Origin of the sequence: Variovorax sp. PAMC 28711 (assembly GCF_001577265.1) — a bacterium.
In the GTDB taxonomy this organism is placed as follows: Bacteria; Pseudomonadota; Gammaproteobacteria; order Burkholderiales; family Burkholderiaceae_C; genus Variovorax.
This window is the reverse complement of the sequence record NZ_CP014517.1, coordinates 407,510-422,500: the sequence shown is the minus strand read 5'-3', so window position 1 is coordinate 422,500 and position 14,991 is coordinate 407,510. Positions and strand designations below refer to the sequence as shown.

Here is a 14,991-nt window from a genome sequence, read left to right as displayed (position 1 = left end):
TCGTAAAGGTTTAGTGCAGACCGTGCCATCAGCAACATAGAATTTTTGATTGCGTCAAAACGAATATCAAACTTCACGTTTGAAATTTAGGTAATCTGAACGAAAGTTCAATTACGGCATAACGCGTCAGGTGCAAGACCTGACAATATTCCTTGAAATGATTTTGTAGTCTCGCAAGAGACGTCAAAGTTATAGGGTCAAGTGAATAAGAGCACGTGGTGGATGCCTTGGCAATGATAGGCGACGAAGGACGTGATAGCCTGCGATAAGCTTCGGGGAGCTGGCAAATTAGCTTTGATCCGGAGATTTCCGAATGGGGAAACCCACCTGAAAGGGTATCGCATAGTGAATACATAGCTATGCGAGGCGAACCGGGTGAACTGAAACATCTCAGTAGCTCGAGGAAAAGACATCAACCGAGATTCCGAAAGTAGTGGCGAGCGAAATCGGAGAAGCCTGTTAGTGATAGCACGACTCTTAACGGAACAGTTTGGAAAGACTGGCCATAGCGGGTGATAGCCCCGTACGTGAAAAGAGACGTGTGGTACTAAGTTAACGACAAGTAGGGCGGGACACGAGAAATCCTGTCTGAATATGGGGGGACCATCCTCCAAGGCTAAATACTCATCATTGACCGATAGTGAACTAGTACCGTGAGGGAAAGGCGAAAAGAACCCCGGGAGGGGAGTGAAATAGATCCTGAAACCGCGTGCTTACAAAAAGTAGGAGCCTCGTAAGGGGTGACTGCGTACCTTTTGTATAATGGGTCAGCGACTTACATTCAGTGGCAAGGTTAACCGAATAGGGAAGCCGTAGAGAAATCGAGTCCGAATAGGGCGATCAGTCGCTGGGTGTAGACCCGAAACCAAGTGATCTATCCATGGCCAGGATGAAGGTGCCGTAACAGGTACTGGAGGTCCGAACCGACTAGTGTTGCAAAACTAGCGGATGAGCTGTGGATAGGGGTGAAAGGCTAAACAAACTTGGAAATAGCTGGTTCTCTCCGAAAACTATTTAGGTAGTGCCTCAAGTATTACCATCGGGGGTAGAGCACTGTTTTGGCTAGGGGGTCATGGCGACTTACCAAACCAAGGCAAACTCCGAATACCGATGAGTACAGCTTGGGAGACAGAGCACCGGGTGCTAACGTCCGGACTCAAGAGGGAAACAACCCAGACCGCCAGCTAAGGTCCCTAAAATTGGCTAAGTGGGAAACGAAGTGGGAAGGCTAAAACAGTCAGGATGTTGGCTTAGAAGCAGCCATCATTTAAAGAAAGCGTAATAGCTCACTGATCGAGTCGTCCTGCGCGGAAGATGTAACGGGGCTAAGCCAGTTACCGAAGCTGCGGATTTGCAATTTATTGCAAGTGGTAGGAGAGCGTTCTGTAAGCCTGTGAAGGTGCGTTGTAAGGCGTGCTGGAGGTATCAGAAGTGCGAATGCTGACATGAGTAGCGTTAAAGGGGGTGAAAAGCCCCCTCGCCGTAAGCGCAAGGTTTTCTACGCAACGTTCATCGGCGTAGAGTGAGTCGGCCCCTAAGGCGAGGCAGAGATGCGTAGCTGATGGGAAACAGGTCAATATTCCTGTACCGATATATAGTGCGATGTGGGGACGGATCTTAATAGGTCATCCAGTTATTGGATTATTCTGGTTTAGTTGGATGTAGGCGTGCATTAGGCAAATCCGGTGCACATATACCGAGGCCAACGATCGAGCGGACTTGTCCGTGAAGTGACTGAACGAGGTTCCAGGAAAAGCCACTAAGCTTCAGCTATATACGACCGTACCGCAAACCGACACTGGTGCGCGAGATGAGTATTCTAAGGCGCTTGAGAGAACTCAGGAGAAGGAACTCGGCAAATTGACACCGTAACTTCGGAAGAAGGTGTGCCCTATTAGTGTGTAGTGAACAACGAAGCATGAATGGGTTGCAAAAAATCGGTGGCTGCGACTGTTTATTAAAAACACAGCACTCTGCAAACACGAAAGTGGACGTATAGGGTGTGACGCCTGCCCGGTGCTGGAAGATTAAATGATGGGGTGCAAGCTCTTGATTGAAGTCCCAGTAAACGGCGGCCGTAACTATAACGGTCCTAAGGTAGCGAAATTCCTTGTCGGGTAAGTTCCGACCTGCACGAATGGCGTAACGATGGCCACACTGTCTCCTCCTGAGACTCAGCGAAGTTGAAATGTTTGTGATGATGCAATCTCCCCGCGGAAAGACGGAAAGACCCCATGAACCTTTACTGTAGCTTTGTATTGGACTTTGAACAGATCTGTGTAGGATAGGTGGGAGGCTTTGAAGCAGGGTCGCTAGATCTTGTGGAGCCAACGTTGAAATACCACCCTGGTGTGTTTGAGGTTCTAACCTAGGTCCATTATCTGGATCGGGGACAGTGCATGGTAGGCAGTTTGACTGGGGCGGTCTCCTCCCAAAGCGTAACGGAGGAGTTCGAAGGTACGCTAGTTACGGTCGGACATCGTGACGATAGTGCAATGGCATAAGCGTGCTTAACTGCGAGACTGACAAGTCGAGCAGATGCGAAAGCAGGACATAGTGATCCGGTGGTTCTGTATGGAAGGGCCATCGCTCAACGGATAAAAGGTACTCTGGGGATAACAGGCTGATACCGCCCAAGAGTTCATATCGACGGCGGTGTTTGGCACCTCGATGTCGGCTCATCTCATCCTGGGGCTGTAGCCGGTCCCAAGGGTATGGCTGTTCGCCATTTAAAGAGGTACGTGAGCTGGGTTTAAAACGTCGTGAGACAGTTTGGTCCCTATCTTCCGTGGGCGCTGCAGATTTGAGGAAGCCTGCTCCTAGTACGAGAGGACCGGAGTGGACACACCTCTGGTGTATCGGTTGTCACGCCAGTGGCATTGCCGAGTAGCTAAGTGTGGAAGAGATAACCGCTGAAAGCATCTAAGCGGGAAACTCGTTTCAAGATGAGATCTGCCGGGGCCTTGAGCCCCCTAAAGAGTCGTTCAAGACCAGGACGTTGATAGGTCAGGTGTGGAAGCGCAGTAATGCGTTAAGCTAACTGATACTAATTGCTCGTGCGGCTTGACCCTATAACTTTGATCGTTCAGATCAAGGTGTTATGCCAAGTTGACGCATTCAAAATATATTCTAAGCAGCGCAGGCATTGCGTGCTGATTCCAAACTCTATGAATTCGTTGGGTTGATCTGCCGATCAACTCGACAACCCTTTATGCCTGATGACCATAGCGAGTTGGTACCACTCCTTCCCATCCCGAACAGGACAGTGAAACGACTCAGCGCCGATGATAGTGCGGGTTCCCGTGTGAAAGTAGGTCATCGTCAGGCTCTTACAGCCCAAATACCCCCGATCGAAAGGTCGGGGGTTTTTGCTTTGGGAGGACTTAAAGGAAAGGTGAATGGATTAGATGTGCGATAGCGCCGCAATCTCTTCGCTGGTGAACCCTGCCAATTCTCTGGCTTCGATATTGAAAGGTGCGCGCAGGCGCGGGGCTTCGTACAGGCGGTACAGCACCCGATAGTGACTAATCGGGTCAAGCCCATCGCGGTCGCAAAGCCACCGATACCATCGATTGCCGATGGCGACATGCCCGATTTCGTCGCGCAAGATCACGTCCAGAATCTGTACCGCTCGGAGCGAATCGGGCGTGGCCACGCGGCGCAGTTTGGCCTGGATCAACGGTGTCGCGTCGAGTCCCCTTGCTTCCAGCGTGCGTGGCACCAACGCCATGCGCGCAACGATATCGCCTTTCGTTTTTTCACACATCATCCACAAGCCGTCGTGACCGGTGAAATCGCCGTAGCGAAATCCCATGCCGTTCAACAGCGAATGCAGCATGCGGAAATGGCCCGCCTCCTCATCAGCCACCTGCAGCCAGTCCCGGTAATACGCATCCGGCATCCCGTCGAAGCGCCAAGCTGCGTCCAACGCAAGGTTGATGGCATTGAACTCGATATGACAGATGGAATGAATCAAGGCGGCCCGCCCTTCGGTGGTGAATGGCGAACGCCTCCCGACGTCGGTGGCGGCGACCCGCAGAGGACGAGCGGGTCGGCCGGGCACGCCTGCATCGTCATGCACCGTGCGCACCCCGTGCGTCTTGATCGGCAGTCTTGTCGCATCCGCAGCCGCGGCGCGCGCCGCGGTCACTTTCTGATCGGGATCTTGCAGCCGCAGTGCGTTCAACGCGCTCAATCTTGGGTCCATCCCTACAATTCTAGTTTTGACTGTCAGGAGACTCTGCGATGGCCTTGTATGAACTGGATGGCGTGGCACCACGCCTTGGCACGGATGCCTGGGTCGCGGACAGCGCGCAGGTGATGGGCAACGTTCATCTGGCCGACAACGCAAGCATCTGGTTCGGTGCCGTGCTGCGCGGCGACACGGAAACCTTGACCATCGGCCGCAACAGCAATGTTCAGGATCTTTCCGTGCTGCATGCCGATGTAGGGTGCCCGCTCACGGTCGGCGAGAACGTCACGATCGGGCACCAGGTCATGCTGCACGGGTGCACCATCGGCGACAACTCGCTCATTGGCATCCAGGCGGTGATCTTGAATAACGCGAAGATTGGCCGCAATTCAATTGTCGGCGCCGGCAGCGTTGTGACCGAGGGCAAGGAATTTCCCGACAACTCGCTGATCATCGGTTCACCCGCCAAGGTGGTTCGCACTTTGGACGATGCGGCTGCGACGAAGCTGCGACAAAGCGCCGAGCATTACGTCGAGAACGCCCGTCGCTTTGCGAAGGGCTTGAAGAAAATCTCCTGAAGGATTGTTTTGAGCGAGTTGCACAAATTCCTGTTCGATGGCCTGCCGGTGCGCGGCATGATCGTTCGCCTGACCGACGCGTGGCGGGAGATTCTTGCGCGTCGCGCGTCCAATTCGGCGACTGGCGCCTACCCGCTCCCCGTTGCTGAACTGCTCGGCGAGATGACCGCGGCAGCCACGCTGATGCAGTCGAACATCAAGTTCAATGGGTCGTTGATCCTGCAGATCTTCGGGGACGGCCCGGTGAAGGTCGCGGTCGCCGAAGTCAAACCCGACCTCAGCCTCCGTGCCACGGCCAAAGTCATCGGCGACCTGCCGCCGGATGCGCGGCTCCCGGACATGGTCAACGTGACCAACAAGGGGCGTTGTGCCATCACCCTGGACCCGAAGGACCGCCTGCCCGGGCAGCAGCCGTACCAGGGCGTGGTGCCGCTTTTCGGCGACCGCGGCGAGAAGCTCGGCAAACTGAGCGACGTGCTCCAGCACTACATGTTGCAGAGCGAGCAACTCGACACGACGCTTGTGCTCGCAGCGGACGACAAGGTCGCTGCGGGACTGCTGATTCAGCGTCTTCCCGTGAAGGGTGAGGGCAATCTCGAGGGCACGTCGCAACGCGATTTCGATCAGGCCAACGCGGACCAGATCGGGCTCAACGAAGACTACAACCGCGTTTCGATCTTGGCGTCGAGCCTGACGCGCGAAGAGCTATTGACGCTGGACATCGAGACCATCCTGCGTCGCCTGTTCTGGGAAGAGAAGCTTTTGCGTTTCGAACCGCAGGCTGGCTTGCTCGGCCCGCACTTTGGCTGCACCTGCGGCCGCGAGCGCGTCGCAAGCATGATTCGCAGCCTCGGCGTCGAAGAGGCTGAGAGCATCCTCGCGGAGCGCGGAGACATCGAAGTCGGTTGCGATTTCTGCGGCAAGCAATACCGTTTCGACGCCGTGGATGCGGCGCAGATTTTTCGCGGACCGGGCGACCAGTTGCCTGCCAGTTCCGTGGTCCAGTAGGCGTGACAGCAGGCGTCGCGGATCAGCGTTTCGCCAGAAGAGCCGTGAAGAGCTGGTGCTCGCAAGCGGGATCGGAGCACTTTTCGCAAGGCCACGACCATGCCGCATTCCCCGCGCCGGACCGGCGAGTGTCACGCACCGGGTCCGAACGATCGGCGATGGCGTGGATGGCATTCCAGGCGTTGGACAAGCGCTCTCGGCCAAGACCATGGATCACGCTGAATGGCAGGCGCGCGTCGGTCAACGCAGCGCGAACCCTGGCGTCAACCGGCACGCGCACGTGCGGTCCATCGCGTTGCAAGCCGTCGCCGACCCAAGGGACGTCAAGCGCCGTCAGCAAGGTGATTGCATAGCCGCTCTGGGCCTTTAAGGCGGTTGCGTAGAGGCCAGCATCGTTGAATAGCATGTCGCTGTAGACGGCGGTCATGAGCGCCGTCGTGTCGGCCACGACCACACCCCGTGTCGCAGCCTCTGCAATGCGCCGCGTCTGCTCGGCAGCGATGGCTGCTTGCTCGTCGGGGCGGGGCGTGCGGCCTTCACGATCGCACCACTCGCGCAAGTACTCACCGACCAGCGTGGCAGCAAGCCCACGCGCCTGAAGGCGGCCAGCGATCGCTCGCGCGAGCTCTGTCTTCCCCGTGCTTTCGGCGCCCAGCATCGCGATCACACAGCCGGTCGGCAGCGCCGGGGTCATGGGGCGACAGGACGCAGGCGCTGTCGCCACGTCTGGTAGCCCGCCACGCTGAGCACTGCAAAGACTGCATAGAGCCCGACGGTGAGCCACAAGCCTTTGTGAATGAAGAGTCCCACACTCACGGCATTGACGGCCAGCCACACCACCCAGTTCTCGATGAACTTCCGTGCGAGCAAGAACTGTCCGACCAGGCTGAGCCCGGTGGCAAAACCGTCGAACCAGGGCACATCGGAGTCGGTAAAGCGAATCAGGAAAAACGAGACGGCCGGCCACGCAATGGCGCACGCCGCCAACGTGCGCCACCGTCCGCGCGACGACAGCCGGCTGACATGCAACGAACTGCCGTCGGCCCGGCGCCCGCGCAGCCACTGGAACCAACCCCACAACGCCACGACGGCAAAGAAAATCTGGAGTGAGGCGTCACCGTAAATGCGGGCCTGTGCGAAAACGCCCACGTAGAGCAGCGAACTCACGATGGCGAGCGGCCATCCCCAATGGATTTCGCGCATGTTGCAACCCACCATCGCCAACGCAAGAAGGGCTGCCACGACTTCCAGCCAGGTGGTCGGGGTACCCCACAGCGCAAAAGCCTGCGCGGAAAAAAACGCCGGCATTCGAGGTGCGTTTCAGTGCGTCATTTGCACGAACACTTCGTTCGGCTTGACCATGCCGAGTTCGGCGCGGGCACGTTCCTCGACCATCTCAAGGCCTTCCTTCAGATCGCTCACTTCCGAGGTCAGCCGCTCGTTGGCCAGCGCCGCCTTGGCATTGGCCTCCTTTTGGACAACGAGCTTTTCGCGCAGTTGCGCCACGTCGCGCATGCTGCCGCGCCCGGTCCAAAGCTGCCATTGAAGAACGGCCAGCAACAAGACCAGAACGATCGGAACGATGCGCGTGCGCATGGGAGCGGTCGAGTCCTACTTCAGGTTGTAGAAGGCGGCGCGTCCCGGGTAGCTCGCGACGTCGCCGAGGTCTTCTTCAATGCGCAGGAGCTGGTTGTACTTGGCCGTGCGGTCCGACCGCGACAGCGAACCCGTCTTGATCTGACCGGCGTTCGTGCCCACGGCGATGTCGGCGATGGTCGAGTCTTCGGTCTCGCCCGAGCGGTGCGAGATCACGGCGGTGTAGCCGGCGCGCTTGGCCATCTCGATCGCGGCGAAGGTCTCGGTCAGCGTACCGATCTGGTTGATCTTAATCAGGATCGAGTTGGCGATGCCCTTGTCGATGCCTTCCTGCAGGATTCTGGTATTGGTGACGAACAGGTCGTCGCCGACCAGCTGCACCCGTTTGCCCAGGCGTTCCGTCAGGTGCTTCCACCCGTCCCAATCGCCTTCGTGCATGCCGTCTTCGATGCTGATGATCGGGTACTTGCCGACCCAGTTCGCCAGCATGTCAGTCCAGTTTTCGGCCGAGAGCGTCAGGTTCTCGGCGCCCAGCACGTAGTGGCCGTCCTTGTAGAACTCGCTCGCCGCGCAGTCGAGGCCGAGCGCGATCTGTTCGCCTGCCACGTAGCCTGCCTTGTCGATGGCTTCGAGGATCAGCTGGATCGCTTCCTCGTGGCTCGAGACGCTCGGCGCGAAGCCGCCTTCGTCGCCGACCGCGGTACTGATGCCGCGGTCGCCCAGGATCTTCTTCAGTGCATGAAAGGTTTCCGCGCCATAGCGAACCGCTTCGCGGAAGCTTTTGGCGCCCACCGGAATGATCATGAATTCCTGGATGTCCAGGCTGTTGTTGGCATGCGCACCGCCGTTGATGACGTTCATCATCGGAACCGGCAATTGCATGCCGCCCATGCCGCCGAAGTAGCGATACAGCGGGAGCCCGGATTCTTCGGCTGCGGCGCGCGCCACGGCCATCGACACGGCCAGCGTGGCGTTGGCGCCCAGGCGGGCCTTGTTGTCGGTACCGTCGAGGTCGTTCAGCGTGCGGTCGAGGAACGCCTGCTCGCTGGCATCGAGGCCCAGCACCGATTCGGAGATTTCGGTGTTGATGTTTTCCACGGCCTTGAGCACGCCCTTGCCGAGGTAGCGCTTCATGTCGCCGTCCCGCAGCTCGATCGCTTCGCGCGAGCCGGTCGATGCGCCGGACGGCACCGCCGCGCGGCCCATGGTGCCCGACTCGAGCAGCACGTCGCATTCGACGGTGGGATTGCCGCGGCTGTCGAGAATCTCGCGCCCGACGATGTCAACGATTGCACTCATGTGTTTTCTTTCTTTTCAGTCTCGGTCAAAACAAAAATCAGAGGCCTTCGACGGCGATCATGCGCATCACGGCCGCACCGGCGCGCGCTTCGCGTGCCTTGAGGTATTCGGGCAGTTCGTAGAACGCCGTGGCTTGCTCGAAGGTCGGGAACTTGAGGACGATCACGCGCGACGGCGACAGTCGCCTTCCAGCACGGCGACCTGGCCACCGCGCACGCACACCTCGGCGCCGCTGGCCTTCATCGCGGCGGAGGACCACTTTTTGTATTCTTCGTACTGCGTCGGGTTGGTGACTTCGACGTACGCAATGACATAACCACTCATGCTTGAAACCTGTCTTCCAGATAGCCGTTTTTCTTGGTGATGGCATCAAGCGCGACCAGCGTCTCCAGCAATGCCTTCATGTGCTTGAGCGGGACGGCATTGGGGCCGTCGCTCATCGCCTTGGATGGGTCAGGGTGCGTTTCCATGAACACGCCCGCCACGCCGACGGCCAGTGCTGCGCGCGCCAGCACCGGCACCATTTCGCGCTGGCCGCCCGAACTGGTTCCCTGGCCACCCGGGAGTTGCACGGAGTGCGTGGCATCGAAGACAACCGGCGCACGTGTCTCGCGCATGATCGCGAGCGACCGCATGTCCGACACCAGGTTGTTGTAGCCGAAGCTGGCGCCGCGCTCGCAGGCCATGAAGTTGTCTTCTTCCAGGCCTTTTTCTTTCGCGGCAGCACGCGCCTTGTCGATCACGTTCTTCATGTCGTGCGGCGCGAGAAACTGGCCCTTCTTGATATTGACCGGCTTGCCCGACTGCGCCACCGCGCGGATGAAGTCGGTCTGACGACACAGGAACGCCGGCGTCTGCAGCACGTCGACCACGCTCGAAACCTGCGCGATCTGCGATTCGTCGTGGATGTCGGTCAGCACCGGCAAGCCGAGTTCGCGTTTGACCTTGGCCAGGATTTCCAGGCCCACATCGATCCCTGGCCCGCGAAAAGTGCTGCCGGAAGAGCGATTGGCCTTGTCGAAACTGCTTTTGAAGATGAACGGAATGCCCAGCGCCGAGGTGATCTCCTTCAGCGTGCCGGCCGTGTCCATCTGCAGCTGCTCGGATTCGATCACGCACGGGCCGGCGATCAGGAAGAACGGCTTGTCGAGCCCGATCTCGAAGCCACACAACTTCATGCGACCACCTTCATCACGGGCTTGCTGCCTTCGCCGGCCGCCTGGTGCTCCAGGGCGGCCTTGATGAACGCGTTGAAGAGCGGATGGCCACCCAGGGCGTCGACTTGAATTCAGGATGGAACTGGACGCCCATGTACCAGGGATGAACGTCTTGCGGCAGCTCGACGATTTCGGTGAGGTGCTCGCGCTGGGTCAGCGCGGAAATCACCAGGCCGGCACTGCGCAACTGGTCGAGATAGTTGACGTTGGCTTCGTAGCGATGGCGGTGGCGTTCGGTCACCACGTCGCCGTAGATGCTGTGGGCCAGCGTGCCCGGCGCCACGTCCGAACTTTGTGCGCCCAGGCGCATGGTGCCACCCAGGTCGGATTTCTCGGTGCGGGTCTTGACGGTGCCGTCGCTGTCTTTCCATTCGGTGATCAGCGCGATCACGGGGCAGGCCGTGTCGGGTTCGAACTCGGTGCTGTTGGCGTTCTTGAGACCGGCCACGTTGCGCGCGTACTCGATCGTCGCGACCTGCATGCCCAGGCAGATGCCGAGGTACGGCACCTTGGTTTCGCGGGCGAAGCGCGCCGCCGAAATCTTGCCTTCGACACCGCGCTGACCGAAGCCGCCGGGCACGAGGATCGCGTCGTACTTGGCCAGACGGGCCACGTCCTGCTGGGTGATGGTTTCCGAATCGATGTAGTCGATCTTCACGCGCGCATGGTTCTTCATGCCGGCGTGGCGCAATGCTTCGTTCAGCGACTTGTAGCTGTCGGAAAGGTCGACGTACTTGCCGACCATCGCGATGTTGACTTCACGCTGCGGATGCTCGACCTCGTAGACCAGGTCGTCCCAACGCTGCAGTTTGGCCGGCGGCGTGTTGATACGCAGCTTGTCGCAGATCAGGCCGTCGAGACCCTGCTCGTGCAGGATGCGCGGCACCTTGTAGATGGTGTCGACGTCCCACATCGAGATCACGCCCCATTCCGGCACGTTCGAGAAAAGCGAGATCTTGGCGCGCTCGTCGTCGGGAATCGGCCGGTCGGCGCGACACAGCAGCACGTCGGCCTGGATGCCGATGGCACGCAGCTCCTTGGCGGTGTGCTGGGTCGGCTTGGTCTTGAGTTCGCCGGCCGCGGCAATCCACGGCACGTACGACAGGTGGACGAAGGCCGAGTTGTTCGGACCGCCGCGCAGGCTCATCTGGCGCACCGCTTCGAGGAAGGGCAGCGACTCGATGTCGCCCACCGTGCCGCCGATTTCGACGATGGCCACATCGACCTCGTGCGAAGTGCCGATGCCGGCGCCGCGCTTGATGTATTCCTGGATCTCGTTCGTGATGTGCGGAATCACCTGAACGGTCTTGCCGAGGTAGTCGCCGCGGCGTTCTTTCTCGAGCACCGACTTGTAGATCTGGCCAGTGGTGAAGTTGTTGGCCTTGCGCATCCGCGTGTTGATGAAGCGCTCGTAGTGGCCGAGGTCGAGGTCGGTTTCGGCGCCGTCGTCGGTGACAAATACTTCACCGTGCTGAAACGGCGACATGGTGCCGGGATCGACGTTGATGTACGGATCGAGCTTGATGAGTGTGACTTTGAGGCCGCGCGATTCGAGAATGGCGGCGAGCGATGCGGAGGCGATTCCCTTGCCCAGGGAAGACACCACACCGCCGGTGACGAAGACGAATTTGGTCATGCCATTTCCAGACTTTTACGTCCGGTCAGTGGGAAATGAGGATTATAGGCGGGCCACTTAAACTGCCGGCATGCAAGACCTCTCGGATAGACACATTGTCCTCGGCCTCACCGGCGGCATCGCCTGCTACAAGTCGGCCGAGCTGTGCCGCCTGCTCCTGAAAGCCGGCGCGACGGTGCAGGTGGTCATGACCGAAGCGGCCGAACAGTTCATCACGCCGGTCACCATGCAGGCCTTGTCGGGACGCCCGGTGTACGGCTCGCAGTGGGATGCGCGCGAGCCCAACAACATGCCGCACATCAACCTGAGTCGCGAAGCCGATGCGATCGTGCTGGCGCCCTGCAGCGCCGACTTCATCGCGCGGCTGGTGCAAGGGCGTTCCGACGAGCTCCTGAGCCTGCTGTGCCTCGCGCGCCCGGCAGACCGCGTCCCGCTCTTGATCGCGCCGGCGATGAACCGGGAGATGTGGTCGCATCCCGCGACGCAGCGCAACCTGGCGCAGGTGGCGGCGGACGGCGCCCATGTGCTGGGCGTCGGCAGCGGCTGGCAGGCGTGCGGCGAAACCGGCGATGGCCGCATGCTCGAGCCCGCGCAATTGCTCGACGACATCACCGCTTTTTTCCAGCCGAAGCTGCTGGCCGGACAGCACGTGCTGGTCACCGCGGGGCCGACGTTCGAGGCGCTCGACCCGATTCGCGGCATCACGAATCACTCGTCCGGAAAGATGGGTTTTGCGATCGCACGCGCCGCACGCGATGCCGGCGCCGATGTCACTCTGGTGGCCGGCCCGGTGCACCTCGAGACGCCGCGCGGGGTGCGCCGTGTCGATGTGACTTCGGCGCAGGAAATGCTCGATGCAACCGTCGCTGCTGCGCAGCGCGCGACGATTTTCATTGCGACCGCAGCCGTTGCAGACTGGCGACCGGCCGCGCACAGCGAACACAAGATCAAGAAGGACGGCAGTGGCAAGCCGCCGGTGCTGCACTTCGTGGAGAACACCGATATCCTGCTCACGGTGGCGCAGGGCGAGCGCGCGCAACGCCGCGAGCTTTTCTGCGTCGGCTTTGCCGCAGAGAGCGAGAACCTCGTCGAACATGCAAAGGCCAAGCGGGAACGCAAGGGCATTCCGCTGCTGGTCGGCAACATCGGGCCGTTGACCTTCGGGCAGGACGACAACGCGTTGCTGCTGGTCGACGCCAAGGGCGTGCGCGAGTTGCCGCGCGCCGCCAAGCTCACGCTGGCGCGTGAACTGGTCACCGACATCGCAGCGCGGCTGCCCGATTGGAGAAACGCATGAACCCGCAATGGAACACCCCGCCGAATGGCGACTTTGCAAGTTACGTCGAGCGGCTCTCGGCTCAATCCGCCTTGCCGAAACGCGCCGGCCAGGAAGGCGACCACGGGCTCGACGTCGGCATGACGCCATCGTCGGAGCCGCACGGCGCGGCATCGGCGGCGGCGTCGGCCGCGCAACGACGCCTCTCTTCCAACGGCGAGGCCGCAGTGACCGTTCCCTCGATCGGCGGCGTCGCGGGCAAGCTGCTCCTCGGTGTCGGCGTGGTCGTCCTGGTGCTGCTCTGGGCAGCCCAGGTGCCGGTCGGCATCCTCGTCTTGCTGGCGGCGGGGGGAGCATGGCTCGCCTACCAGCTTCGCCAGTTCAAGCTTCCGGGCGGCGGCGTCGCGAAATGGCAAAAAGTCCTGGAAGACGCGGCGCGCAAACAACGGGAACAGCAAAGGAAAGCAAAGTGAAAGTCGACGTCCGTGTCCTCGATCCGCGCATGACGGATCAATTGCCGGCCTATGCGACGCCAGGCAGCGCGGGCCTTGACCTGCGCGCCTGCCTCGATGCGCCGATCACGCTCGCGCCGAATGCGTGGCAACTCGTCGGCACCGGTATCGCGATCCACTTGGCCGACGCGGGCTATGCCGCGCTGATCCTTCCGCGTTCGGGGCTCGGCCACAAGCACGGCATCGTGCTCGGCAACCTGGTCGGCTTGATCGACAGCGACTACCAGGGCGAGCTGAAGATCAGCGCATGGAACCGCAGCGACACGCCTTTCGTGCTGCAGCCGATGGAGCGGCTCGCGCAGCTGGTGATCGTCCCGTGATGCAGGCGCAGTTCAACGTGGTGAGCGAATTTCCGCTCTCGCAACGCGGTGAAGGCGGCTACGGATCGACCGGCAAACACTGACCGCCGACTGACCCTGGGACGTTCCTGCGGGACGCATCCCCCAGGTAAAGCATGGAACCGCGCACGCTGCTTGCGTTCTGACGTTTCAACATGTTTTCGTCGTCGGCGCCGTGAAGGTCCGACGCGTTGCATGTAGACAGGGCGCACAGTGCGCCATTCCAGGAGCACAACACCATGAAAATTCCTTTTCGCTTTTTGTCGGTCACCGCATCGGTCCTCGCCCTGGCGACGCTGACCGCTTGCGTGGCCCCTGCACCGGTTTACCAGACCACCCGCTACCCTTACCAGGCGCCGCCGCAGCCCTATGCAGCCGTGCAGGCGCCCTATGTCGAACATGGCCGCGTGGCGAACATCGAGGTCTTGCGCAGCGAGACCGCCGGCAGCGGCACATCCGGTGGCGGCGCCGTGGCGGGCGGCTTGATCGGTGGCGTGGTGGGCAACCAGTTCGGTCGCGGCGGCGGCCGCGCCGCTGCCACGGCGCTGGGTCTCGTTGGCGGCGCGTTGCTCGGCAACAGCATCGAAGCGCAGAACAACGGCCCGCGTGCGTACGAGAGCTACCGGGTGTCGGTCCAGACCGAGAACGGTGCGTATCGTGTGTTCGACGTTGCGAGCCCCGGCGATCTGCGCATCGGCGATCGCGTGCGGATCGACAACGGGCAGATTTCGCGCTGGTAGTTTTCACGCGTCGAAAAAAAGCCGGGCGTTGCCCGGCTTTTTTTCGCCTTCGACAGAGCCGTGCGCCGGTTCAGTGCAGCAGGTCGTTGCCCGGTGCAACGGACGGCAGCTTGAAAAATCCGGTTCCGGCCGATCCGCGACCGATTTCTTCTTCGGTCGCTTCGCGCACCGAGCGCACCGTCATGTCGAGCCGCAGCGCGATGCCGGCTAACGGATGGTTGCCATCGAGCACCACGTGTTCCGGGTACACCTCGGTCACCGCGTAGATCGCATCGCGCGGCATCGTCGGATTGGTGCCCGCCGGCAGGGCGGCACCGTCGAAGGTCATGCCTTCCTCGAGTTCCTTCGGGAAGAGGGCGCGCGGCTCCAGGAAGAGCAACTGGTCGTTGAAATCGCCGAAGGCCTGCTCCGGTTCGATTTGCAGTTGCACCCGGGCGCCGGGCTCATGACCTTGAAGGGCCGCCTCGATCGCATCGAACAGATCGTCGCCACCGATCAAAAATTCCACCGGGTCGTCGAGCACGTCGAGCACTTCGCCGAGAGTGTCTTTCAGGGTCCAGGTGAGCCCCACCACGCATTGTTGAGAGATTTCCATTGCA

General features: G+C 60.4%; 12 protein-coding genes, 2 rRNA genes and 3 pseudogenes. 8 read left to right on the top strand and 9 right to left on the bottom strand.

The features are described 5' to 3' along the window. Positions 1-195: 195 nt before the first annotated feature. A 23S ribosomal RNA gene (locus AX767_RS02195) occupies positions 196-3,071 on the top strand. Between the two features lie 143 nt (positions 3,072-3,214). Beyond that, a 5S ribosomal RNA gene (rrf, locus tag AX767_RS02190) occupies positions 3,215-3,327 on the top strand. 76 nt (positions 3,328-3,403) lie between these two features. On the opposite strand, the gene AX767_RS02185 is transcribed toward rrf, so the two are convergent. Then, complete coding sequence (locus AX767_RS02185) at positions 3,404-4,207, bottom strand: ferritin-like domain-containing protein (RefSeq protein WP_068628248.1); 804 nt, start codon at positions 4,205-4,207, stop codon at positions 3,404-3,406. Positions 4,208-4,245: 38 nt separating this feature from the next. Here AX767_RS02185 and AX767_RS02180 point away from each other — a divergent pair, with 38 nt between their 5' ends. Together AX767_RS02180 and hslO are read left to right on the top strand one after the other, a co-directional pair. Next, positions 4,246-4,770, top strand: coding sequence for a gamma carbonic anhydrase family protein (locus AX767_RS02180; protein ID WP_068628246.1), 525 nt, complete (start codon positions 4,246-4,248; stop codon positions 4,768-4,770). Between the two features lie 9 nt (positions 4,771-4,779). Next, entirely contained in the window at positions 4,780-5,778 is a 999-nt protein-coding gene (hslO, locus tag AX767_RS02175; RefSeq protein WP_068628244.1) for an Hsp33 family molecular chaperone HslO, read from the top strand. 22 nt (positions 5,779-5,800) lie between these two features. Here hslO and AX767_RS02170 read toward each other — a convergent pair whose 3' ends face one another. From AX767_RS02170 to AX767_RS02140, 7 genes and pseudogenes are all read right to left on the bottom strand, one after another. Next, positions 5,801-6,472: an AAA family ATPase gene (locus AX767_RS02170; protein ID WP_068628242.1), complete on the bottom strand. Its 672-nt coding sequence runs from the start codon at positions 6,470-6,472 to the stop codon at positions 5,801-5,803. Beyond that, positions 6,469-7,086 carry a nicotinamide riboside transporter PnuC gene (gene pnuC, locus AX767_RS02165; protein WP_068628234.1) on the bottom strand — a complete coding sequence of 206 codons (618 nt, stop codon included), beginning with the start codon at positions 7,084-7,086 and terminating at the stop codon, positions 6,469-6,471. The genes AX767_RS02170 and pnuC overlap by 4 nt, the downstream gene beginning before the upstream one ends. A 12-nt stretch (positions 7,087-7,098) precedes the next feature. Then, positions 7,099-7,374 (bottom strand): cell division protein FtsB, encoded by a 276-nt coding sequence (gene ftsB, locus AX767_RS02160; protein ID WP_068628233.1) that lies wholly within the window; start codon positions 7,372-7,374, stop codon positions 7,099-7,101. A gap of 15 nt (positions 7,375-7,389) precedes the next feature. Next, positions 7,390-8,673, bottom strand: coding sequence for a phosphopyruvate hydratase (gene eno / locus AX767_RS02155; protein ID WP_068628232.1), 1,284 nt, complete (start codon positions 8,671-8,673; stop codon positions 7,390-7,392). 37 nt (positions 8,674-8,710) lie between these two features. Continuing rightward, positions 8,711-8,997, bottom strand: a pseudogene (locus AX767_RS02150) (DUF1330 domain-containing protein). After that, positions 8,994-9,851: a 3-deoxy-8-phosphooctulonate synthase gene (gene kdsA, locus AX767_RS02145; protein WP_068628231.1), complete on the bottom strand. Its 858-nt coding sequence runs from the start codon at positions 9,849-9,851 to the stop codon at positions 8,994-8,996. Before kdsA ends, AX767_RS02150 begins: the two are co-directional and overlap by 4 nt. Then, positions 9,848-11,526, bottom strand: a pseudogene (locus AX767_RS02140) (CTP synthase). The gene kdsA and the pseudogene AX767_RS02140 overlap by 4 nt, the downstream one beginning before the upstream one ends. Before the next feature lie 70 nt (positions 11,527-11,596). On the opposite strand from AX767_RS02140, the gene coaBC reads away from it, so the two are divergent. The 4 genes and pseudogenes from coaBC (at position 11,597) to AX767_RS02120 (ending at position 14,392) form a co-directional block, all read left to right on the top strand. Continuing rightward, positions 11,597-12,823, top strand: coding sequence for a bifunctional phosphopantothenoylcysteine decarboxylase/phosphopantothenate--cysteine ligase CoaBC (gene coaBC, locus AX767_RS02135; protein WP_068628230.1), 1,227 nt, complete (start codon positions 11,597-11,599; stop codon positions 12,821-12,823). Beyond that, entirely contained in the window at positions 12,820-13,275 is a 456-nt protein-coding gene (locus AX767_RS02130; RefSeq protein WP_068628229.1) for a hypothetical protein, read from the top strand. Before coaBC ends, AX767_RS02130 begins: the two co-directional genes overlap by 4 nt. Next, positions 13,272-13,717 (top strand): annotated as a pseudogene (dut, locus tag AX767_RS02125) (dUTP diphosphatase). The gene AX767_RS02130 and the pseudogene dut overlap by 4 nt, the downstream one beginning before the upstream one ends. A gap of 174 nt (positions 13,718-13,891) precedes the next feature. Continuing rightward, entirely contained in the window at positions 13,892-14,392 is a 501-nt protein-coding gene (locus AX767_RS02120; RefSeq protein ID WP_068628224.1) for a glycine zipper 2TM domain-containing protein, read from the top strand. 70 nt (positions 14,393-14,462) lie between these two features. Here the strand turns inward: AX767_RS02120 and AX767_RS02115 are convergent, their stop codons facing one another. Further along, positions 14,463-14,987, bottom strand: coding sequence for an FKBP-type peptidyl-prolyl cis-trans isomerase (locus AX767_RS02115; protein ID WP_068628222.1), 525 nt, complete (start codon positions 14,985-14,987; stop codon positions 14,463-14,465). Positions 14,988-14,991 lie beyond the last annotated feature (4 nt).